The sequence below is a fragment of the Moorena producens PAL-8-15-08-1 genome, from assembly GCF_001767235.1.
Taxonomy (GTDB): domain Bacteria; phylum Cyanobacteriota; class Cyanobacteriia; order Cyanobacteriales; family Coleofasciculaceae; genus Moorena; species Moorena producens_A.
Window position 1 is genome coordinate 5711373 of sequence record NZ_CP017599.1, and the last position, 22054, is coordinate 5733426.

A 22054-nucleotide genomic window follows, 5' to 3' on the forward strand; every position below is an offset into this window, starting at 1 on the left:
CCTGTTCCCTGTTCCCTGTTCCCTGTTCCCTTAAAACTAATTTTGTCAACCCCTCATAAGGCGATATACTAAAATTTAAGCATATTTTTAGATTTCCAATGAACTCCTCAAAACCATCCATCCAATTCTTTGACGGTATTTATGAACAGCTGAGTGACGTCAGCCTCAGAAAAAACCGACGGTCAGGAGCCCGCATCGTCTTGATGACCTTTGAAAAGTTAAAGGCTATTGAACAATTCAACAGTTATAGAAACCGATTTTCTCAATCAATGGTCTTAACAGACGAAGAAGGGGTCATTAATATGACTCCATCCTCAATAAAATTTCGCTTCGGTGGTCCAGAAGGAGATGACCTAGCAGGAGTGGAGTGTAAAGTTGAAATTGATCAAGACGACCACTGGGAACGCTTCATGCGCTTCATGAATCGGTACGCTGAAGCCAACGGCATGGCTTACGGTGAAACCAAACCATCTACTGAAGGATAATTTCCCATCCTAAACCTTTCCCCCCGTCTTCGGGTTCCGTTCCAGGTTAACCTAAGCCATAAGTGTGCTATCAGACACGATATCAAGTATCAAGGATGACCTATGAAAGTCGCAATTACTGGAGCAACAGGATTTGTCGGTAGGCGCTTAGTGGAGCGTCTACAGGAAGAAGGACATCAACCCTTAATCCTAACCCGTGACTCAGCTAAAGCTAGGAAGCAATTTCCTAATCTAGAAACTATTACCTACACTCCCACCGAATCAGGGGATTGGCAAAATGCGATCGCAGGCTGTGATGGTGTAGTCAATTTAGCCGGAGCCCCCATTGCTGAGGAGCGCTGGACACCAGCCCGTAAACAGGAAATCCTCAATAGCCGCCAATTAGGGACCCAAAAAATAGTGGAAGCGATCGCTCTTGCTGACCCTAAACCCACGGTATTAGTAAACGCTTCTGCCATTGGTTACTACGGCACTAGTGAAACAGTAACCTTTGATGAAACAAGTCCTGCTGGAGACGACTTTCTGGCAGAGGTTTGTCAAGCCTGGGAAGGGGAAGCCCAGAAAGTCAAAGAAGCTGATGTGCGACTAGTGATTCTGCGCATCGGAATAGTTTTGGGCAATGGCGGTGCCTTAGCCAAAATGATACCCCCCTTTCAAATGTTTGCTGGAGGGCCAATCGGTAGCGGTCGCCAATGGTTTTCTTGGATTCACCGAGATGACTTAGTGAACTTAATCATAGCTGGCCTAACCAGACCAGACATGGAAGGAATTTTCAATGCCACAGCCCCCAATCCTGTCTTGATGTCTGAACTATGTAAAGCCATTGGAGATGTTCTCAATCGTCCCTCCTGGCTACCAGTTCCCAGTGTTGCCCTAGAAGCCCTGCTGGGAGAAGGAGCCACAGTAGTCTTGGAAGGTCAACAGGTGCTACCCAAACGAAGCACTAGTTATGGATGGGAATATCAGTATCCCACAGTAAAACAAGCTCTAGTAGACATCTTGAAAACTGAAAACTGAAAATTGAAAATTGATCACAATTAACAATTAACAATTAACAATTAACAATTTCTGAATGACTCATGACTATAACTACTAAGGTGTTGCAGTCATAGCATTAGTGGGAGTCGGAGGAAGTTCCTCTTCCTCTATCTGAGCCGGAACCCGTTCTACTCTAGCACCAAGTTGTCGGAGTTTACCCTCCAAATCGTCATAACCCCGGTCTAAATGACGGAGTCCCTGAATCGTAGTTATTCCTTCTGCCGCTAACCCAGCTACCACAAGTGCAGCAGATGCTCGTAAATCCGTACCCACTACTGGTGCTCCCGACAACATTGGCACACCTCTGATAATCGCATTATTCCCTTTAACCCGGATATCCGCCCCCATGCGATTCAATTCAGCAACATGACGCAGCCGATTTTCAAAAACCGTTTCGCTCACCACACAGTTTCCTTCACTCAGAGCCAGCAACGCCGTAAACTGGGCTTGCATATCCGTAGGAAATCCAGGATAAGGCAAAGTTTCAATATCCGTTGCCCTTAGTTTATTAGGAATAATTCGTAAGCGATTGGGTTCGTCCACCATCACCTCACTACCAATTGCCCGTAGCTTAGCAATCACAGCAGTTAAATGTTCCGGTATTACTGGGTAAAGGCTCAGTTCAGAGTGAGTAATTGCCCCAGCTACCAAGAAAGTCCCAGCCTCAATCCGGTCAGGAATAATCGGGTAATCCACCGAATGTAAACTAGAAACCCCAGAGATACTAATAGTTTTAGTACCAGCACCACTAATTTGAGCTCCCATCGCTCGGCAGAAATTCGCCAAATCCACCACTTCTGGCTCTTGAGCCGCATTTTCAAGGGTGGTTTCCCCTTCTGCCAGAGTCGCTGCCATCAGCAGAGTTTCTGTTGCGCCGACACTGGGGTAATCCAGGTAGATTTTCGCCCCCTTTAGCTTGTTGTTACCTGTGCCTTTCACATAAGCATTGACAATGCCATGCTCAATATGAACCTGAGCCCCCATAGCTTGTAGACCCCTGACATGGAGGTCTACAGGTCTAGCACCAATGGCACAGCCACCAGGCAGTGGTATCCGTGCCACTCCCAATCGGGCTAGCATCGGACCGAGGATAAAAAAGCTAGCTCGCAGCTGGCTAACCAACTCATAGGGAGCTTTTGATTGTCCGATATGGCTGACATCTAGATCTAAGATGTCACCATTGCGTTTGAGCTTGACTCCCACAGCAGCAAGAATCTGGCTCATCCGCTCGATATCTACTAGGGACGGGACATTACGCAGTCGGCAATCTTGAGAACACAGTAAAGCCCCTGCCATAATTGCCAAGGCAGAATTTTTAGCTCCACTAATTTTTACCTGTCCGTGGAGAGACGCTCTACCCCAAATCTTGAGAACCGATTCGTTTTCCTGGGACAGAGATTGTGGATTTATCGGGCTTTGAGAGTGATTGATGGGTCTATCCTCCAAAATCATTGTAATTTCTGGCGAAATGTTAAATTTGGTTTTGATTTTACCTGAAACTTTATAAATGTCTAGTTTTCCAAGTATCTTGATCGAATGTAAGGTTTTCCACTATACTCAGTAGTTGGCAATGTAAACCGGGAAATTTCCAGGCGTTGCGGCTATCGACAAGAAACTTGTCCACAATAGCAGTAAATGCTGTATACTAAAAAACCGGTGAGCTAATAGAGCACGCCCACTAGCAATTCCTTTGTTGAATCCTCAACCGTGACAGTTCTGAATCAGAACTGACCACCATCGGAATCACCAACGATTGCTATAACGCCAACAAAAGCGGAACTGGCGGAATTGGTAGACGCGCTAGATTCAGGTTCTAGTGTTCGCAAGGACTTCCGGGTTCAAGTCCCGGGTTCCGCATAATTAGCCAAACTTGTATGCTGTCAAGCACTAAGAATCCCCTAGTCAAGGAAATTCGCAAGCTGCACAGAGTCAAAGGGCGTCGGCAGCAAGACCTATTTCTGTTGGAGGGAACCCACCTGTTGGCAGAAGCCTGTGCCGTAGATTATCCCCTAGTCACCCTCTGCTATACACCAGAATGGCTTGAAGCTCATCCACAACTATCCCAAGATGCTTCGGTTCGGTCTCAAAGAGTGGAAGTAGTAAGTCAATCTGTACTAAAAGCGATCGCTACTACAGTTGAGCCAGATGGAGTAGTAGCCACAGCAACCCGTCTTCCCCTTTCCCCGAAACCCCTCAATTCCCTCTCCTTAGGGCTAGCCCTAGAAACCATACAAGACCCAGGAAATCTTGGAACAATCATTAGAACTGCGGTAGCCGCTGGTGCAGAAGGATTGTGGCTAAGTTCCGATAGTGTAGAGCTAGATAATCCTAAAGTATTGCGAGCCTCAGTCGGTCAGTGGTTCCGTCTTCCCATGGCAGTTACCCCCGATTTGCCCACCCTTGTAGCTCAAGCTCAAGCTCAAGGGATACAAGTAGTGGCCACAGTACCAGATGCTAAGGTCAGTTACTGGGAAATAGATTGGCGCTGTCCTAGCTTAATACTCCTGGGCAATGAAGCAGCTGGACTAAAGGAAGAGTTGGTAAAAACCGCAGATCAGCAAGTTAAGATTCCCCTGATGCCAGGAGTAGAATCCTTAAACGTAGCGATTGCTGCTGCCTTGATGTTGTACGAAGCTAAACGGCAGCGTTTTTGAAAGTCTTTAGTGTCAAGTGTGAGGTAGGCTGGTTGACTGACAAAACTTTAAGCAGTCAGCCGTCAGCAGTCAGTGGTCAGCTTTGTGGCACAAGCTTCGACCCTGCTGTGAGGTAACTCAGATTAAACCAATGTTTACCTGTTTTATTCAAAAGCTGTAACTCAGATTAAACCGATGCTTACCTGTGTTATTCAAAAGCTGATACGCGACACGCTGATAGCTGATAGCTTACACAAAACTCAACCAGCGTAGTCAAACCACCTTACTTTAAAGACATCTAATTTTCTGATTTCTATAAAAAATAGTGTTCTTGGAATTCCAAAAACACTATATAAATAATTGCCTTATCAAAAAAACAATAAAGTAGGGTTTATTAACAACTATCCCCGGTTACCCAACAAGATAGGAATACGGATGATAACTATCCCCAGTTTATTCACACCCGGTGTCGATATAGACTCCCAAAGAAGTGAGATAGCCACTGGCGCTGCCGAAGAATGATTGAATGGTGGGTTGGGCAGCTTTCAAGGTGAATGGCTTTCGGTTTGAGGTTGATTGCATAGTACCAAACGGACCATAAGTCTTGCCCTTAAGAGTCTTAAATGTTAATTGGGCAATTAAGGGTTTGTTGCCAGCATATGAATAGTCGGCAACGTAACCATCTACTTCTACCAATGGATCATCTTCAGTAAAATTGATGGTGGTCTCTCCGCCGCCAGTACCTCCATTCTGAAATGATTTTCCATTGGCATAACTTACCTTGAAGCCATCAATAATCCACCCATGATGAACCGTGATTTCAGTGATTGGACCTAATGTGCTGGCCTCAGGGAAATTATAAAATTCAGTGGTTGTCCGTCCTACCGGGCCTTCAATAACTTGGGCTTGGGCAGGAGAAACCCCTAGAGTTGTGCTCAGCAAGACTACTGCAGCCAATAGTCCAATAAACTTAAAAAATCGCTTAAACATTACTTAAAACCTCAATTTTTTCAAGGATTTGTAACCCACCCGAATCTAGCCGGTATGCTAGCCAAAATCTTGAATTATTTAAGGAAATTTTATAGTTATAAAAAAAATATTATTTTTGACAGGTGATGGTTCAATATATGCTCAGTATTTCAATGGTAAGAGGCAAGAGGAACCCACCCCTAACCCCTCCCAGGAGGGGAAGGCAAGAGGCAAGAGGCAAGAGGCAAGAGGGGAAACAGATTCGGGGTTTTATGGTTCAATAAAAAAAGACCATACAGCTTGAAATCTCAAATACAAATGCTATATATAAGCAAGCTAAAAGCCATGAAGGGGCGATAGCTTGAGTACAAATGCTCTGCATAAGTGACATGCAACCCATCTAACTTAAGTAAGTTTAAAAAAATCTATAGTTATGACCTGTAACTAATAACAATTAAGGGATTGGAGCTAACTAAAATTTTTTCTATAGCGGTTTCTAGCCTAATGAGGTACACAGGATTTTTCCGTTCGTGTCCGTGTTCCGTTTCCGTGTTCCGTGTTCCGTGTTCCGTGTTCCGTGTTCCGTGTTCCTGTCCGTGTTCCGTGTTCCGTGTTTCCGTGTTCCGTGTTCCGTGTTCCGTGTTCCGTGTTCCGGTTCCGTGTTCTCGATTCCCTGTTCCCGATTCCCGATTCCCTGTTCCCGATTCCCGATTCCCTGTTCCCGATTCCCTTTGCTATCTTTAGATACTTCATACTTCACCCTCCCAATCTTAATACTTGGGCACTTGCAATCCTGGATTGGTCAAGTTGAAAATAATAAAGACAAACAAAGTATACCCAATCTAGACTAGGAGATAGATGTGAGTCAAGAGTTTGATTACGATTTAGTGATTATCGGTGCTGGTGTAGGGGGTCATGGTGCTGCCTTACACGCAGTTAGCTGTGGTCTGAAAACCGCTATTATTGAAGCCGGTGACATGGGTGGAACTTGTGTCAACCGGGGCTGCATCCCTTCTAAAGCGCTATTAGCCGCATCAGGTAGAGTGCGAGAGCTACAGGACGCTCATCACCTCAATGCCCTTGGGATTACAGTAGCAGGGGTTGAGTTTGACCGAAATGCGATCGCAAATCATGCCAGCAATCTAGTCAGTAAGATTCGTGGTGACCTGACCAACAGCCTAAAACGCTTGGGTGTGGATATTATCAAAGGCTGGGGTAAAGTAGCTGCTTCTCAAAAAGTAACCGTTGTTACAGAAAATGGTGAAACAACTATCACTGGCAAAGATATTATGATATCCGCTGGTTCAATTCCCTTTGTACCCCCAGGAATTGAGATTGATGGCAAAACCGTATTTACCAGCGATGATGCCATCAAACTAGAATGGCTTCCAGATTGGGTAGCAATCGTGGGCAGTGGTTACATTGGTCTAGAGTTTGCTGATGTCTACACAGCACTAGGGTCTGAAATCACCATGATCGAAGCCCTAGACGACCTGATGCCAACCTTTGACCCTGATATTGCCAAACTAGCCACACGAATCCTGATCAAACCTCGGGACATTGAAACCCACACTGGGGTGCTAGCGATGAAAGTAACTCCCGGTTCCCCGGTAGTAATTGAACTAGCAGATACCAAAACCAAGGAAGTAGTCGATGTACTCGAAGTCGATGCTTGCCTGGTCGCTACAGGTCGGATTCCCGCCACCAAAGACCTAGGACTAGATGCCGTAGGAGTGGAAACAGACCGGCGCGGTTTTATTCCCGTAGATGACACCATGGCAGTACTTTCAGCAGGGGAACCCGTGCCCCATCTTTGGGCAATTGGTGATGCCACTGGGAAAATGATGTTAGCCCATGCCGCATCCGCTCAAGGTATTGTCGCAGTAGAGAATATCTGTGGACGTCAGCGCACCGTAGACTACCGCAGCATACCCGCAGCCGCCTTTACCCATCCAGAAATCAGCTACGTCGGCCTAAGCGAACCACAAGCCAAAAAATTGGCCTCCGAAGAAGGCTTTGAAGTATCCGTTGTAAGATCATACTTTAAGGGGAATTCTAAAGCGATCGCAGAAGGAGAAGCAGATGGGGTAGCGAAAGTGATCTACCGTAAAGATACCGGGGAAGTCCTAGGAGTCCACATCCTAGGTATCCACGCCTCCGACTTAATTCACGAAGCCTCAAATGCGATCGCAAACAGACAATCCGTCAACTCCCTCGCTTACTTAGTCCATGCTCACCCCACTCTGTCAGAAGTACTCGACGAAGCGTACAAACGAGCTGTAACTCATTAGTCAGAATCCTTTGTTAATTGCTAATTAACAAAGGATTTTAAAACTGACGCACTGAGAAACTGACGCACTGAGGGACTGACGCAAAACACGCACTATATAAAACTACTGATGCAAATTCGCCGACGCCCACCTAATCCAGCAGTTAAAATCAAAAGCCTGCACTATCAAGTTGCACTACCAGACGATAAACCCCACCATATTCTCGAAGAAATTGTCTGGCACAAAGAGAAAGAAATTGACCAGATGCGGGAAAGTCTGCCCCTAGTGGAGTTGCGCAAGCGAATACAAACATCACCACCCCCCCGAGACTTTCTAGCAGCCCTAAAATCAGGAAAGACTAGCCCTGCCCTGATTGCAGAAATCAAAAAAGCATCTCCTAGCAAAGGGGTTATTCGAGAAGATTTTGACCCAGTAGCCATTGCTCAGTCATACAGCCAGGGTGGTGCTAGTGCGATCTCAGTGCTGACCGATCAAAAATTCTTTGAGGGTAGTTGGGAAAACCTGGCAAAAGTGCGTGCTGCTGTAGACGTGCCTTTGCTGTGTAAGGAGTTCATCATTTATCCCTACCAAATGTACATGGCTCGTAGTCACGGAGCAGATGCAGTTTTACTGATTGCAGCCATCCTTTCCGATCAAGACCTGCAATACTTTATCAAAATTGCTAAGACTCTGTCGATCACCCCCTTGATCGAAGTCCATACCCAATCTGAATTAGATCGAGTATTATCTCTCGATGGCGTTACCCTAGTAGGTATAAACAATCGTAACTTGGAAGATTTTTCCGTCGATTTACAAACAACCTGTCAATTACTAGCAGCAAGGGCTAACCAACTACTCGAACGTGGCATTCTGGTAGTCAGTGAATCAGGGCTTCATACCAACGCTCACCTTGATCAGGTAGCATCTGCCGGAGCCACAGCCGTCCTCATTGGTGAGTCATTGGTAAAACAGCCAGACCCAGCAGTTGCTATTGCCAGCTTGTTTAGCCATCAGTGACCTATACCCCAAAAAAATAGTCCATTGTGATGGCAAACTCCGACTCACCGAGGTACAGGAAATTTCATGGATCCAATTCCCCTTCCATCTTATATTCACTACGAACTGCTGCTCCAACTGCTAGAGCGCCAAACAGCATTTGCTACCAGTCAAAACCCCCAATTGCGAGAGCAGGTTCATCAATTGATCAGTACTCTGCGTAAAGCCCTAGTTCAGCAGAAGCAATTAGAACAAAGCTGTCAGCGAGCCAACTTGCCAATGGAGTATCGCTGGTCTCTCAACAGCGTCAAGTTGGATGCCCATAACTCAAAAAATGGTTTACCGGATTCAGCAGGAAGACTCCCCCATTAAATTGTCAAGAAATTGTCAACTTCATAAAAAAAAACTAAGAAATTTAGTCAGAGTATCTCATTTGAGCCAATATATTTTGAGATTGTTACCTACTCCTGAGGAGCGTTACTCCCACTGTCGGCATCAATAACACATGCTCCTAACTGCAGGGTGTCAATATACAAAGACTTGAAGGCAAGTTTAAATCTAGCGCGGCTGGGTTGGTCGTGTAAGCATGGGTGGGGATAACCTCTGCCATGCTCCGGTGGTGAAACGCCAAATTAACCCCTAAATTAACCTTGAATTTCCGGTTTTGTCCGGTAAGACCCAAGACTTAATCGGTCAGTTCAGAGTAACTAACCAATCATCAGATTACAACAACCCTAGATACCAAGACTAACTAAAGATGGAAGACAAGCTCAAACTAATGATTCCTGGCCCGACGCCAGTACCAGAACAAGTATTACTGGCCATGGCCAAACACCCGATCGGACACCGTAGTCCCGAATTTAGTGAAATCATGGCAGAGGTGAATGAAAACCTCAAATGGCTACACCAGACCAAAAATGATGTCTTGACTGTAACCGCTAGCGGTACCGGAGTCATGGAAGCTGGCATTATTAACTTCCTCAGTGCAGGCGATCGCGTTTTAGTTGGTTCTAATGGTAAATTTGGCGACCGTTGGGGAAAAATCAGTACTGCTTTTGGTCTGGAAGTGGACACTATTACCGCTGAGTGGGGTAAGCCCCTAGATACCGAGCAGTTTCGTGAAAAGCTAGAAGCTGATACCGAAAAGCAAATCAAAGCCGTAATCGTCACCCACTCTGAAACCTCTACTGGCGTTCTCAACGACTTAGAAACCATAAATCGTTACGTCAAAGACCACGGTGAAGCCCTAATTATTGTTGATGCCGTTACCAGCCTTGGAGCAGTCAATGTTCCCATTGATGAGTGGGGTCTGGATGTAGTAGGCTCTGGTTCCCAGAAGGGATACATGATTCCCCCAGGACTAGGATTTGTCAGTGTTAGTCCTAAAGCTTGGGAAGCCTACAAAACGGCTACCCTGCCAAAGTTTTACCTAGATTTGGGGACTTACAAGAAATCTACAGCTAAAAACAGCAATCCCTTTACCCCGCCAGTGAACCTAGTCATTGCCCTACAGGCTGCACTGCGCATGATGCAAAGAGAAGGGTTAGAATCAATATTTTCCCGTCACCAGCTTCTGATGCAAGCAACCCGCGCCGCTGTCAAAGCCCTATCATTACCTTTGTTTGGTTCTGATGAGTATGCTAGCCCAGCCGCCACTGCAGTTATTCCCACATCAGTAGAGTCCGAACAAATTCGTTCTGTGATGAAAAAACGCTATAACATTGCTCTAGCTGGGGGACAAGACCACTATAAAGGAAAAATATTCCGCATTGGTCACTTAGGTTTTGTAAGTGAGCAAGATATTCTTGCTGTCATTGGTGCTCTCGAAGCCACCCTTCAGGAATTGGGACACCAATCCATGACACCAGGAGCAGGTATTGCAGCTGCTGCTAGTGTCTTTGCCAAGAGCTGATAAACAGTTTATGGTTGACGGTTGACGGTTGACTGTGTTCTGCGGTAGATGGTCAACCGTCAACTTCTTATAGTGTTTTTAATTTTTATTCAACACCACCATCAAATCCCAATTCTCAATTCCAACCCAATCACATACCCAATGACATAGTTTTCCTAATCAGTGCCAAATCCTCAGAAGTCACTTAAAGAAGTTTTGGCTCTGCCATAACAGATGATCCTAAATAACCGCCCAAATCTGTTATCCCCTTACTGGGAAAGGATTTGACTTGAGCAAAAGATTTTTAACTCTCAAAGCAATGCCCAGTAAACCTTTCACCATAAGTTAAATTCCATGCTCCCATAACAAGTTAGGAAGAGCCGAAGGGTTTAACTGGTCTTCGGTAAAATAAAATACATGGGTGATGTAAGCTTACCCCTGGCTGAAGCACGGGGGCAAAAGCACCCGACTCAGAGCAGTGGTTTTCAGTAGCCCTAAGCTTCACTTAACGCGCCCACAATCGATTTGAATTGATGGTAAGGGTTAAGGCTTGAACCTCAAGGTCGGCTTACTCAAAGGATAAAACACCTTTGCTTCTACAACCGAGACAATTCCCGGACGACCCCTTATTTGTTTGCGTATCTCGCGCCGATACTAGACCGGCAATAGCCGTTTCTCTGTTTTGAGAGTGTCTTGTGCCTTGTTTTGGTCTGAAATTAAGTATAACATTAGGCGGTTAAAACCGTTTCTCCTTTGGAGACGCTGCGCGAAAGTGTCGTTTTTCCGAACCGGTCATTAGACGCGGGGCGTGTCCTACTCCCGTCTTTCTTCGTGAGGGTATGCAAAAGCCAATGTTTGAAACAGCTGAACAATTTCCTGTCTTGGGGTTACCCGTTCACCTTTTAGACAACTACAGTCAATTCTTAGACGATCGTCTCACCAAAGGTCTAGGTAGTCATGTAGTAACTCTAAATGCCGAAATGGCAATCCAGGGAGAGCGCAACCCTGAGCTAGCTGCCGTTATCAAGCAGGCAGAACTGGTGATTCCTGATGGGGCAGGTATTATATTTTACTTACGACTTCACGGTAAAAAAAAGCAGCGCTGTCCAGGAATTGAACTAGCTCAGTCTTTACTGGTCAAGGCTGGACAATACGGAGAATCTTGCCCAGTGTTCTTCTATGGGGCAGCCCCTCATGTAGTCCAAAAAACAGCTAGGGTTTGGCAGAAGAGAGTTCCAAATCTAGCGATCGCTGGAATTAGTGATGGCTACCTCAGTGCAGAAGCAGAGGAAGAATTAAAGCTGACCTTAAAACAACAGCAGCCCAAAATCATATTAGTCGGCTTAGGTGTACCACGTCAAGAATTTTGGATTGCCCAGAATCGCCACCTGTGTCCCCAATCCATTTGGATTGGTGTTGGTGGTAGCTTTGATATCTGGTCAGGGGCTAAAACCCGTGCGCCAGCCTGGTTCCGGAACAATAATCTTGAATGGTTATATCGGTTGTATCAAGAACCCCACCGTTGGCGGCGAATGATGGTTTTGCCTCAGTTTGCTCTCAAAGCCTTAGGTCAAAGAATGATGGTTCTGCCTCAGTTTGCTCTCAAAGCCTTAGGTCAAAGAATGGCATAACCTAATCCCTCATCGATAGACCTTGCAGCATTAATTCGCAGCATTAGTATTGTTTCGTATTGTCTTGATGCGATTGGCCTACGGCCACGCTACGCGATCGCAAATTGTTTAGTATTGTCTTGATGCGATTGGCCAAAGGGCAATCGCTCGTTGGGGAGCGGCTGTTGGCTAAGGCTTCCGGGAGCACCTTCTAAGCCCCGTGGAATACCAGTCCCTCATCTGACTCCCCATCTCCCCATCTCCCCATCTCCCCATCTCCCCACACTTCCCTCTCTTTCCCTAATTTCTAATGACCCAGAAAGCGATAATCCAATTACAAGGAGTGACAACAACCTATCCCAACAACCGAGGTTTGTTTAACGTCAATCTAGAAGTCAAGTCAGGGGACTTTTTATTTATCACAGGGCCTTCTGGTGCTGGTAAATCCACATTGCTAAAATTACTCTATGGTGAACAGCGTCCCACCCAAGGGAAAGTATTTGTCGATCAATTCAATGTTGGGCAATTACGAGGCGATCGCTTGTCATTCCTACGCCGTCGCCTGGGGATTGTTTTTCAGGACTACAAACTAATTCCCAAGCGCACTGTTTCAGAGAATATCGCTTTTGTGCTGTGGGCACAGAGTTTCACTCGCAAAGAAATTAAGCGACGCCTAACACCAACCCTTAAATTAGTGGGTTTGCAAGACAAAGCCAACTGTTTTCCAGAGCAACTTTCAGGAGGAGAACAACAACGGGTAAGCCTAGGTCGTGCCATTGTTAGTACACCGCCCTTGATATTAGCTGATGAGCCAACAGGTAACCTCGATCCCGACAATTCCTGGCAGGTATTAAACATTCTCAGGAAACTCAATCACCTAGGCACTACAGTTATTGTCACAACTCATGATGAAAACTTAGTCAGAATCTCCAATCAGCCAGTAGTACAGCTGCGAGAAGGTCGTTTGTATTCGCCTTTTTAGAAGCCAATAGCGTTGATCGCCCTTATTATTTACAGTATTTTTTTAAACTGATTCTCTTTCAAAAAAACTTTTTGTTTATTATTGCCTTTTGCCTTTTGCCTTTTGCCTTCAAAAACTAAGGAATGTTCCTCACAATTTGCTGAGAATTGCTATAGTTTACGATTAGGATTTGTTTGCTGGTTGCCCTAACCCTACCAAAATCATACATTAAAATCATACATTATGGGTGAGCACTGGGCTCAAGCATTGTTGTTGAATTTTCTTAGCACTCTCGGTCAGTTCTACTCTGACTTGTTGGTATTCAGACTCAAGCTGCGGAAAAATTTCCGCTGCTCCAGTGATGGTTTTCGACCTCCCCAGACTTTCCAAGTCCTGACACAGTTTGGAGAGATTTATCCCCCCTAGGGTAGCGCTACTAGACTTTAATGTGTGAGCCGCAATTTCCATGGCTTTTGGATCTTCTTCAATAATTGCTTGAGCCATGTTTTTTACTAACCTCGGAGTATCTTTTAAGTAAATTTCAATCAAACTAACCAAACATTCCGCCCCCCCTTCTCCGATACTGTCGATCAAGGATTGTAAAACCGAAAAGTCAACAGCTGGATCAGCTAGTACTGGGTTGGAAGGTTCACGATGGTGCGGACATTCACTCAAGGCACGAACTAACTCTGGCACCTGGATCGGCTTGCTAATGTAATCATCCATTCCTGCACTCAGGCACATTTCTCGATCCCCTTCCATGGCATTAGCAGTCATGGCAATAATCCAGGGGCGTGAATGAGCTGGCCATTGTTCACAAATGCTTTGCGTCGCAGTTAAGCCATCCATTTCCGGCATTTGGACATCCATCAAAACCAGGTCATAGGGCTGACGACTCAGAGCTTGGAGTACTTCTAATCCATTACCCGCGACATCAGCCCGGTACCCCATCCGTTTCAACAATTGCAGGGCTAACTGCTGGTTAACGATATTATCTTCAGCCAACAAAATCCGCAAAGGATGCTTTTGCGCCATTTCGGTGTCAAGTTTTAGGTGTTGAGCAGGTGTTCGCTTAATCTTGATCGGCTGTCCGCTCATCACCTGGGTCAAAACATCGTGAAGCTGAGATTGCTTAATAGGCTTGTTTAAGACAGCTGCAATATCTAGTTGACTCTGATGATGCTTTGTATCTGATTGACTCATTGAGCTGAGCATTACCAAGGGCAATCCTTGACTCTCAGACTGCTGGCGGATTTTGGTTGCTAGGGTAAAACCATCCATCTCAGGCATCAACCCATCCAGAATGGCAATGTCAAATTTATCCCCCTGACTGAGCCAATCGAGAGCTTCTCTACCTGATGCTGCTGTCTGGGTAAACATACCCCAAGACTTGGCTTGCTCGGAGATAATCGTGCGGTTGGTCGCACTATCATCCACAATCAGCAGCCGCTTTCCTTCTAACAATGGCTGAGATACTGGCAGGTTAGGTTCCTCGAGCGGATCAGGCTGTTTAGCCAATACAGTGAAATAAAATTTAGACCCTTGACCAACTTGACTCTCTACCCAAATCTTGCCACCCATCATGGTGGTGAGCCGTTGACAAATGGCCAAACCAAGACCTGTGCCTCCATATTGGCGAGATGTGGAGGAATCCACCTGAGAAAAAGACTGGAACAGGCGGTCGATCCGATCCTCAGGAATGCCGATGCCAGTATCCTTGACCACAAATTGGATTTCGTAGATTAAAGATTGGGTGGAAGCAGGACAAAATCTGGTGGTGTTAGGGTTGCGGGAGGAAATCTGGGGGTGAGGCGGTGAAAATACTCTCGTGTTGTCTCTCGTGTTGTTCTGTATTCCGTTAGCTCCCCTGACCCCGTTGATATACCCCGTCTGGTCAAATCCTCCTTGTAGAGTGTAGTCCTTTCCATTGGGTAAAGTAGGGAAACTCAAAGAGTAGTGTTTTCCGTAGTCAGGACCAGACGCCAACGGGTAGGAGTAGTTAGCAGTATTGGTTTGTTCTTTTTCTTTGCCATCAACCCATTCCCCTGTGCTCACTTCTCGGGCGGTTACAGAAAGTAATACTTCCCCGATATCGGTGAATTTAATCGCATTCCCCAACAAATTAACTAGAATTTGGCGCAGCCGAGTCACATCTCCCACAATCATGGGTGGAGTGTTGGGATGGAATAGATAGGCTAACTCCAATTTTTTCTCAGCTGCTTTTGCTGCCAACAAGTCTAAGGATTCCTCAATGCAAGTGATCAGATTAAACGGTTGTTCTTCTAACTCCAGCTTTCCAGACTCAATTTTGGAAAAATCCAAAATATCATTAATGATGGTGAGTAAACTATCCCCACTATTGCGGATCGTTTCCACAAAGTTTCGTTGCTGGGGCGTTAGGTCTGTATCCAGTAGCAAACCCGTCATGCCAATCACGGCATTCATAGGAGTCCGGATTTCATGGCTCATGGTTGCCAGAAATTCGCTTTTTGCCTGAGTGGCCGCTTCGGCAGTTCTTCTAGCTTGCTCTAGGGCGAAATTTTTCTCAGTCAATTGCTCTCGTTGGCGGGTTTCTTGCTCAAGCAGGTGAGCCTGAGCAATAGCAATCCCTACTTGGTCAGCGACGGCTTCGAGTAACTCAATTTCATCCAGACTCCACTGACGAAATTCATCACACTGATGTATTCCAATCACACCATTCGGTTCCCCCTGATAGGAAGTACGAATTACCAACATGGATTTGACTCCAATCTGCCGACATATTGGGATCATCGCTTTCAGAAGGGGGTCTTCGTAAACATTAGGGGAACTGATGGCTCGGTCTTGGACTAACAACTGCTCTAAATGAGGATTCCCCAGAATCGGAATTTCTAAATCCAGTATAGATAGATAACCCTTTTCTAAATACTCAGCCACTGTAGGAATGCGAGGATAGGGTTGAGAAACATAGGTATGAATGGTGCAACGGTTGACCTGAAAAACTTGACCAATTTGTGTGGCAGTGGTCTGAAAAATTTGTTTAGTGTTTAAACTTTGGCGGATTTCTTGGGTCACCTGTTTCAGTAGCATCACACGAGTCAGTTGCTGGTGTAATGCCTCCTCAGCTTGCTTGCGCTCAGATATATCAATCGATACGCTTAATACCGCTGGCATGTGGGAAATTGCTAAGGAGAAGGGAATTTTGGTAGTTTGGATTATACGCTTTTCTCCATCAGGATAGATAATCGTCTCTTCTCGAAGGTGTGTCGGTTCTCCACTATCCAATACCTGCAAATCCGCCTCTGTAAACTGGAATGATTTTAGGAAAGACTGAGCAAAATCTTCATCCCGATGGTATAGTAACTCATCTACTGTCGTACCATAAGCTTCCGCAACTGCTTTGTTAGCTAGAAGAAACTCTCCATCTCGGTTCTTGGCGTAAATGAAATGAGGCACTAAATCAATAACTTGACGCAGTTGTTTCTCACTTTCTTTCAGATGTGACTCGCTTAATTTACGATTTGTAATATCTCGGATAGTACCAGAGGTACCTGTGATAGTACTGTCAGGATCTAGGGTTAATTGCGCATGAATCTCCAGCCAGCCCGAGCCACCATCTTTGGTAAGATACCTTAGTTCCTGCTGATAATACTCCTGTTTGTGGGTAATTAGGGATTCAAACAGTTCTATGTTAGTTTGACGGTCATCAACATGGAGATAATCAATAAAGTTAGTACCAATGCTATCTGCTATAGAAAAGCCCGTCATTTCTGTCCAAGTTGGATTGAGAAAAGTCAACACCCCAACCCCATCGGTTTGGAAAATCACCTCTTGCACATTTTCCACCACTGACCGATACTGCTCCTCTCTCTCCAGCAAGGCCAATTCAACTCGCTTGCGTTCGGTAATGTCTTCCACAGAGCCTTCGTAGTAGAGCAAATTTCCATTAGTGTCTCGGACAGGGCGCACATTTTCCAAAATCGAGATTACACTACCATCTTTGCGATAAGCCTGAGCCTCAATGGATGATACAGCGCCATTTTCCGCGATTCTGTCAGTAAACTCGTTACGACCCTCAGTGTCCACATAAATTTGTTTTGAAACGTTCGTAATCGACTCTACTAGTTCTTCTGGGGAAGAATAGCCATAGATCCGTGCTAAGGCTGGATTGGCACTAATAAAGCGCCCATCGGGTGTAATCTGATAAATGCCCTCTACTGAATTCTCAAAGATGCTGCGGTAATTCGCTTCAGCTTGCTGCAGTGCTTCCTCGGCTCGCTTACGATTGGTGATATCACTAAAGGTACAAATGACTTGCTCTACTAACCCATCCACCCCCACCTGGGGATCGGCATTCACTAGTAACCATACCCAATCTTTAGTCGCTTGATTGTGGACACCCATAACCACATTTCTTACCAGTTTACGGGTGCTAATTGCCTGTTGGATAGGACGACTTTCAGTGGGGAATGGAGTGGTGTCTTCGTGAATGATAGTCCAATCTGAACCAAAAGGACTTTTATCCAACAATTCACTTTCGGTGAAGCCCAGTATATCCAGAGCCGCCTGATTAAAGAGCATGAATTCGGTTTTTGCCTCGAATAGCAACACCCCTACCTGCATTTCTCGAATCACTGTCCGGAATAGCCTTTCGCTTTCTTGCAATGCTTCTTGTCTAAGAGCTTGCAGTGCTTTACTCGTTTTCTGCTCGTAATTTGAGGCAAGTAAGGTGAGGCTGAAGATGATTAGGTTAGTTATCCCTATGGTGCTTGTTACTACCGAAGTATTTAATGTCGGAGAAAACCCAGTGTCTAATGATGGAGTAACGGGGAACTTGGCTGCCATCATGGTTGTATAGTGTACAGAGGTAATGGCTAATCCCAGGATCACTGCCCAGCAAACCTTCCACCCATGAAGGATTTTTCCGGTTCCTACCCCCACATCAAAGGATAGCCACAAGATGAAAAACGATGTCAAGCTGGCTATAACAACGGATAGGGCAACAAAAAAGAGGTTGTAGTGAATCAGCCCTGGTATTCTCATGGCAGCGATCAGCAGGTAGGGTATGGATGCGATCGCTAATCCCATTACCACACTGCCCACCATTAACTGTCTGAAGTTGGTGATGCGCCTGACACTATAGAGTACGGCACCAGAGATTAGCACTGCTACCCAGTAAGAAAGCAGTACCATTGGCGTATCATAAGTGATAGGGGTGGGGAACCGGAATGCTAGCATTCCCAAAAAGTGTATTGACCAGATCCCAATTCCCATGATCATTGCCCCACCAATCAGCCAACCTTTACGGTTAGTCTTTTGTGAGGTTTTTACTTGTCCAGCTATAATCAGCACCGTATAGGTCACAATCGAGGCGATAGCAATCGATAGAACAACTAACTGTAGGTCATAGATACCACTCATTGCTCTATCTGTATCGCTAATTGGGACAGTTTCTATGAGAAAATTGAGCCAGACAAAAACCATTGAGTAGGGCATACCGAGATCTTATCTCCCAGACCCTCTAGGGGTCTTGTTGATATATTTAGACGCGAAAATTGTCTTGTAATTCTGAATAGATGTCTTGACTTTACACAATTTTGATGAATTAATTTACCGTATAAATACGGATTTTTAGTATAGCTATATCCTGAAATTTACCGAATCTAATCTATTAGTTGAATCAGAAAGCACCAAATTTAAAACTTGGGAATTGTAATTGCATAGATTTTTTTAGCTACCAAATAATTATCAACAGAGGGAAAGATAAGTAGATTTATCCATACCTAATTAAATTTTTGATAAAAATAATTGGGTGTGTACCGTAAAAACAACTACTTAGGTGCGCTTTCCGTGATGGCGAGCAATCCCTTGACCGTAGGTCACGCGGGGCGCGTTCGCCATCAAGGGTCGCACCTCTTTGAACCTCTCAAGCTTAGACTAAAGGTAAGCAGTCAGCTAATGCGCTACACGCACGCTAAGCCAACAGCATCGAGCTGTCAGCTAATGTAATACCGAGTTGCATTCAAAGAGAGTAGATTGCTTGGATAGGGAGATAGGGAAATAGGGAAATAGGGAAATAGGGAGATAGGGAAATAGGGAAATAGGGAGAAGAGAAAGTTGTACCTTTGACCGCAACTTAGTATTATGGAACCCCTGAGCAATAAACAGAGTAGGAAGTTTTTAGTCAATTAACAGTTAATAGTTAATACTTAAAAGTTAATAGTTAACCTGACGTAAGTCTTGGAAAACTGGGTGTAGTGGGTCATAAACTCGTTCAGAATTTCCTTGAATCACCCGGTGAATGGGAACAACCTCCACCACGCAGTTAGTGTATGCGATCGCATCCAACTGTCTTACCAACTCGGGTGACCAAGGTTCCTCACAAACTCTCTGATTTTGGCAAGTCAGCCACTCAATTAAATGCGATCGCATCACACCTGGTAAAATTCCAGCTTCCACTGGTGGTGTCCACCACTGACCATCTCCCCATCCCCATAAGTTACCTGTGCTAGTTTCCAGCCAATTCCCGTGATTATCTACCAGAATCCCTTCGAGTGCTCCCATATTTTGCGCCATTTGCTTCGCCAGCCATGGAGATAGGTAATTCCCGGTCTTGTGAGTAGGTAAGCAGCGATGAAATTTTACGGAGGGGGACTCGGCTACCCAAGCAGTGATACCCTGTTCTTGCCACTGGGCTAAATTGGCTGGCAGAGGACGACCCATAATCAATTCTCGTCCATCGGGGAATAGGGTAATTCTCAGCACTGGGTAAAGGGTGATCAGTGATTGTGCTCCTTGGCGCAATTGCTCCCAATCCGGCTGTTGCCAACCAAATGCTTGTAAACTCAATTGGAGGCGATGGCAATGATTAGTCCAATGGGTTAGTGGGTGATCTAATGACTGATGGTAAACTCGTAAGGTGGTAAAAACTGTAGCGCCATAGATAAATCCTGGCTCATCAATAGTCACGCTCAGGGAGTTACCCTCAATTAGCTGGGCATTGTACCAGAAGCAAGGTTTTGACATCGCTCTTATCGTGATTAACCAGAATTGCGATTAGAGTCTGCTTTTCCTCTTCGAGCCCAATGCCAGAGAACGGATGGTGTACTGACCATGAATGTTGACCAAGTAGGGAACTATATAGGTTAAACCCCCTGAAATCCATCGCTCTCGATTCATCTGCCCTTGTAGGATAGCAGAACCATGATTGATCACAAACAGAACTGAGCCAACCACCAAAGCCACCCTCAGTGCAGTTGGCATCAATTCGCGATCAACAACACTTAGACAGAACTCTTTTAGAGGTTTCACGCTGTAGCTATCTAGGAAGCTGTTAACCATCTAATTTTACATAACTGATGAAGGTTGGCGGTTGACTCCTAATTACAAAATTAGCTAACATCTCAACAAAAAAACGGATTCTGTTGACTGACTCAATCCTTGACTAAGTCAGAGTGAAGTCTTCTTAAGCCCTTACTGGGAGACCCTCCTCACTACGCGATCGCTGAGTTTTCAGCAAAGAAATATTAGTAGTTAACAAGAAACTGGCAAAGCTAGCAATAGCAATAATTGGAAGAATCGAGGTATCAGACAGAACGCTAAGAATAACCGTGCTACTGACCGGTGTTTTGGTGACCGCCACATTCACCGCTGCCATCAGGCAAAGCATAGCAATGGTGGGGTGAATTCCGGGTAAGGCGATGGAAATAGCTAAACCCAGATTAGCACCGATGAAAAATAGAGGAAAGATAAATCCGCCTCTAAACCCACCGTGGAGGGTAAAACTGATCGCAAACATTTTTGCCAAGGCAATCCCCAGTAACATGGTTACCCCCAAAGTGGGACCTTGTTCAATCACTGTTTCAATTTGCTCCTCACTAAAAAATAGGGTTTGGGGAAAGAATACAGCAATCAACCCGATCGATAATCCGCCTAGTGTAGCTAGCAAAATGTGCCGATGTTCAATCGATTTAATCCAAGACTTGGTAAAGCGAAAGATATAGATAAACACGATAGCAGCTAATCCACCAGCAACCCCGAGGAATGCACCCTCAATTAAATTTAGCCAGGACAGAGTAGGTAACGTATCAAAAAGGTTAAAGCGGTAAATTCCTCCCACATCTAAGCCAGTACCAAAGCGGAAAACAGAGAAGCTAAAAATTGACGCGACAATGGCTGGTACAATGGCTTCATAGTATTCCAGACTCCGGCGGTGGGGAATTTCTAGGGCAAACAATGCCCCCCCGATCGGCGCACCAAAAAAGGCACCAAGAGCAGCACTCATCCCGCAGAAGGTCAATATCCGGATATGGCTGATTGCTAGTTTAAGCTTTACTCCTAGCCAGCTACCTAAGCTACCATTAATCTGTACCAATGGTGCTTCTGGCCCAGCACTGCCGCCAGCGGTGATGGAAATTAGAGAGGTGACAATCATGCCAGGAGTTTGACGAGGCTCCATCCTGCCTGGATCGTGAACTTTTTCAATCACCAAGGCCATTTCACCGGGTAACCCCAAGAAGTAGAGGGATAAGCCCACGAAAAACCCACCAATGGTAGTGGCAATCCACACATAATTCCAAGAGGGTAGCCAAGTCGGGAAATAGGGTTCTAGAAATTCAGGAAACCAATGCCAAACAAAATGCAAACACTGTTCTAGGACAAAATAGTAACTAGTTGCTACTAATCCGCCAGCAATGCCAATCCCTGTAGCGCAAAGGATTAGTTGGATATAGGCTAGCTTGACTGGTGTATTGTCCCGATCTGATTTTTCCGTCTGATTAGTCCTTTGATTTACTGATAATACTTCAGCCGTCTCTGATGTCATTGTTCTCATGACCCAGTTGTCTTTTAGGAAAATTGGTTATTTTTTTGATCATGAACAAAAATAACATAAATAGATAGAGTCACTATGTATAGAGTACATAAAAATAAATTTATTTTTACATTCAGCAGTCTTCCCATCTTATTTTGAAATGCTTACTCGATATAAGACTCATAAACGACTCATATTAATTTTAGACAAGACTCATAAACGACTCATATTCTCAGTAATTTTGCTTATTATTTTTGCCTTTTTGTCTGAGTAAGGCTTCTAGAATTTACATGGGTTTGCCCTGTTTTCACATCAAAATTAGTTTGATGTTGATTTTGCATTAATTAAAACGAATTTTCGCATAAAGTAGTTTTCATAACGTTGAAAACTGAGTTATCATTAACTATGGA

At 45.0% G+C, this 22054-nt stretch carries 16 protein-coding genes and 1 tRNA gene; 11 read left to right on the top strand and 6 right to left on the bottom strand.

Features of this window, described 5'->3' with window-relative positions:
- Positions 1-98: 98 nt before the first annotated feature.
- A complete protein-coding gene (gene psb28, locus BJP34_RS20910) occupies positions 99-485 on the top strand; it encodes a photosystem II reaction center protein Psb28 (RefSeq protein ID WP_070394010.1) in 387 nt (128 codons plus the stop codon).
- 102 nt (positions 486-587) lie between these two features.
- A complete protein-coding gene (locus BJP34_RS20915; protein WP_070394011.1) occupies positions 588-1502 on the top strand; it encodes a TIGR01777 family oxidoreductase in 915 nt (304 codons plus the stop codon).
- Positions 1503-1577: 75 nt separating this feature from the next.
- On the opposite strand, the gene murA is transcribed toward BJP34_RS20915, so the two are convergent.
- On the bottom strand, positions 1578-2975 hold the full coding sequence (murA, locus tag BJP34_RS20920) for a UDP-N-acetylglucosamine 1-carboxyvinyltransferase (RefSeq protein ID WP_070394012.1): 1398 nt from the start codon (positions 2973-2975) through the stop codon (positions 1578-1580).
- A gap of 321 nt (positions 2976-3296) precedes the next feature.
- Between murA and BJP34_RS20925 the strand changes: the two genes are divergently transcribed.
- Together BJP34_RS20925 and BJP34_RS20930 are read left to right on the top strand one after the other, a co-directional pair.
- Positions 3297-3380: transfer RNA gene (locus tag BJP34_RS20925), tRNA-Leu, on the top strand.
- Positions 3381-3397: 17 nt separating this feature from the next.
- Positions 3398-4177 carry a TrmH family RNA methyltransferase gene (locus BJP34_RS20930; protein WP_070396795.1) on the top strand — a complete coding sequence of 260 codons (780 nt, stop codon included), beginning with the start codon at positions 3398-3400 and terminating at the stop codon, positions 4175-4177.
- Positions 4178-4609: 432 nt separating this feature from the next.
- Here the strand turns inward: BJP34_RS20930 and BJP34_RS20935 are convergent, their stop codons facing one another.
- Positions 4610-5146: a jacalin-like lectin gene (locus tag BJP34_RS20935; protein ID WP_070394013.1), complete on the bottom strand. Its 537-nt coding sequence runs from the start codon at positions 5144-5146 to the stop codon at positions 4610-4612.
- A 483-nt stretch (positions 5147-5629) separates the two neighbouring features.
- Between BJP34_RS20935 and BJP34_RS40475 the strand changes: the two genes are divergently transcribed.
- The 7 genes from BJP34_RS40475 to ftsE all read left to right on the top strand — a co-directional run bounded on the left by BJP34_RS40475 (position 5630) and on the right by ftsE (position 12874).
- Positions 5630-5869: a hypothetical protein gene (locus tag BJP34_RS40475; RefSeq protein WP_149031095.1), complete on the top strand. Its 240-nt coding sequence runs from the start codon at positions 5630-5632 to the stop codon at positions 5867-5869.
- Between the two features lie 116 nt (positions 5870-5985).
- Positions 5986-7416 (top strand): dihydrolipoyl dehydrogenase, encoded by a 1431-nt coding sequence (lpdA, locus tag BJP34_RS20940; RefSeq protein WP_070394014.1) that lies wholly within the window; start codon positions 5986-5988, stop codon positions 7414-7416.
- Between the two features lie 105 nt (positions 7417-7521).
- On the top strand, positions 7522-8412 hold the full coding sequence (gene trpC / locus BJP34_RS20945) for an indole-3-glycerol phosphate synthase TrpC (protein WP_324611091.1): 891 nt from the start codon (positions 7522-7524) through the stop codon (positions 8410-8412).
- Positions 8413-8478: 66 nt separating this feature from the next.
- Positions 8479-8763 (top strand): DUF5340 domain-containing protein, encoded by a 285-nt coding sequence (locus BJP34_RS20950; protein ID WP_070394016.1) that lies wholly within the window; start codon positions 8479-8481, stop codon positions 8761-8763.
- A 385-nt stretch (positions 8764-9148) separates the two neighbouring features.
- Positions 9149-10303 carry a pyridoxal-phosphate-dependent aminotransferase family protein gene (locus BJP34_RS20955; RefSeq protein ID WP_070394017.1) on the top strand — a complete coding sequence of 385 codons (1155 nt, stop codon included), beginning with the start codon at positions 9149-9151 and terminating at the stop codon, positions 10301-10303.
- An 830-nt stretch (positions 10304-11133) separates the two neighbouring features.
- Positions 11134-11913 carry a WecB/TagA/CpsF family glycosyltransferase gene (locus tag BJP34_RS20960; RefSeq protein WP_070394018.1) on the top strand — a complete coding sequence of 260 codons (780 nt, stop codon included), beginning with the start codon at positions 11134-11136 and terminating at the stop codon, positions 11911-11913.
- A 322-nt stretch (positions 11914-12235) separates the two neighbouring features.
- Entirely contained in the window at positions 12236-12874 is a 639-nt protein-coding gene (gene ftsE, locus BJP34_RS20965; RefSeq protein WP_229423951.1) for a cell division ATP-binding protein FtsE, read from the top strand.
- A 213-nt stretch (positions 12875-13087) separates the two neighbouring features.
- Here ftsE and BJP34_RS20970 read toward each other — a convergent pair whose 3' ends face one another.
- The 4 genes from BJP34_RS20970 to BJP34_RS20985 form a co-directional block, all read right to left on the bottom strand.
- Complete coding sequence (locus BJP34_RS20970) at positions 13088-18328, bottom strand: PAS domain S-box protein (protein ID WP_229423952.1); 5241 nt, start codon at positions 18326-18328, stop codon at positions 13088-13090.
- A gap of 720 nt (positions 18329-19048) precedes the next feature.
- On the bottom strand, positions 19049-19858 hold the full coding sequence (locus BJP34_RS20975) for an aminotransferase class IV (RefSeq protein WP_070394020.1): 810 nt from the start codon (positions 19856-19858) through the stop codon (positions 19049-19051).
- A 30-nt stretch (positions 19859-19888) separates the two neighbouring features.
- Positions 19889-20095, bottom strand: coding sequence for a nitrate/nitrite transporter NrtS (nrtS, locus tag BJP34_RS20980; protein WP_070396797.1), 207 nt, complete (start codon positions 20093-20095; stop codon positions 19889-19891).
- Positions 20096-20297: 202 nt separating this feature from the next.
- A complete protein-coding gene (locus BJP34_RS20985) occupies positions 20298-21656 on the bottom strand; it encodes a chloride channel protein (RefSeq protein ID WP_070394021.1) in 1359 nt (452 codons plus the stop codon).
- Positions 21657-22054: the final 398 nt, after the last annotated feature.

What these genes read in the sequence shown, in the direction of transcription:
- nrtS (WP_070396797.1), bottom strand. Translation starts at nt 20,095, where the DNA reads ATGCCAACTGCACTGAGGGTGGCTTTGGTGGTTGGCTCAGTTCTGTTT.
- BJP34_RS20955 (WP_070394017.1), top strand. Translation starts at nt 9,149, where the DNA reads ATGGAAGACAAGCTCAAACTAATGATTCCTGGCCCGACGCCAGTACCA.
- BJP34_RS20935 (WP_070394013.1), bottom strand. Translation starts at nt 5,146, where the DNA reads ATGTTTAAGCGATTTTTTAAGTTTATTGGACTATTGGCTGCAGTAGTC.
- BJP34_RS20970 (WP_229423952.1), bottom strand. Translation starts at nt 18,328, where the DNA reads ATGCCCTACTCAATGGTTTTTGTCTGGCTCAATTTTCTCATAGAAACT.
- BJP34_RS20960 (WP_070394018.1), top strand. Translation starts at nt 11,134, where the DNA reads ATGTTTGAAACAGCTGAACAATTTCCTGTCTTGGGGTTACCCGTTCAC.
- BJP34_RS20915 (WP_070394011.1), top strand. Translation starts at nt 588, where the DNA reads ATGAAAGTCGCAATTACTGGAGCAACAGGATTTGTCGGTAGGCGCTTA.
- BJP34_RS20930 (WP_070396795.1), top strand. Translation starts at nt 3,398, where the DNA reads ATGCTGTCAAGCACTAAGAATCCCCTAGTCAAGGAAATTCGCAAGCTG.
- BJP34_RS40475 (WP_149031095.1), top strand. Translation starts at nt 5,630, where the DNA reads ATGAGGTACACAGGATTTTTCCGTTCGTGTCCGTGTTCCGTTTCCGTG.
- murA (WP_070394012.1), bottom strand. Translation starts at nt 2,975, where the DNA reads ATGATTTTGGAGGATAGACCCATCAATCACTCTCAAAGCCCGATAAAT.
- psb28 (WP_070394010.1), top strand. Translation starts at nt 99, where the DNA reads ATGAACTCCTCAAAACCATCCATCCAATTCTTTGACGGTATTTATGAA.
- BJP34_RS20950 (WP_070394016.1), top strand. Translation starts at nt 8,479, where the DNA reads ATGGATCCAATTCCCCTTCCATCTTATATTCACTACGAACTGCTGCTC.
- BJP34_RS20975 (WP_070394020.1), bottom strand. Translation starts at nt 19,858, where the DNA reads ATGTCAAAACCTTGCTTCTGGTACAATGCCCAGCTAATTGAGGGTAAC.
- BJP34_RS20985 (WP_070394021.1), bottom strand. Translation starts at nt 21,656, where the DNA reads ATGACATCAGAGACGGCTGAAGTATTATCAGTAAATCAAAGGACTAAT.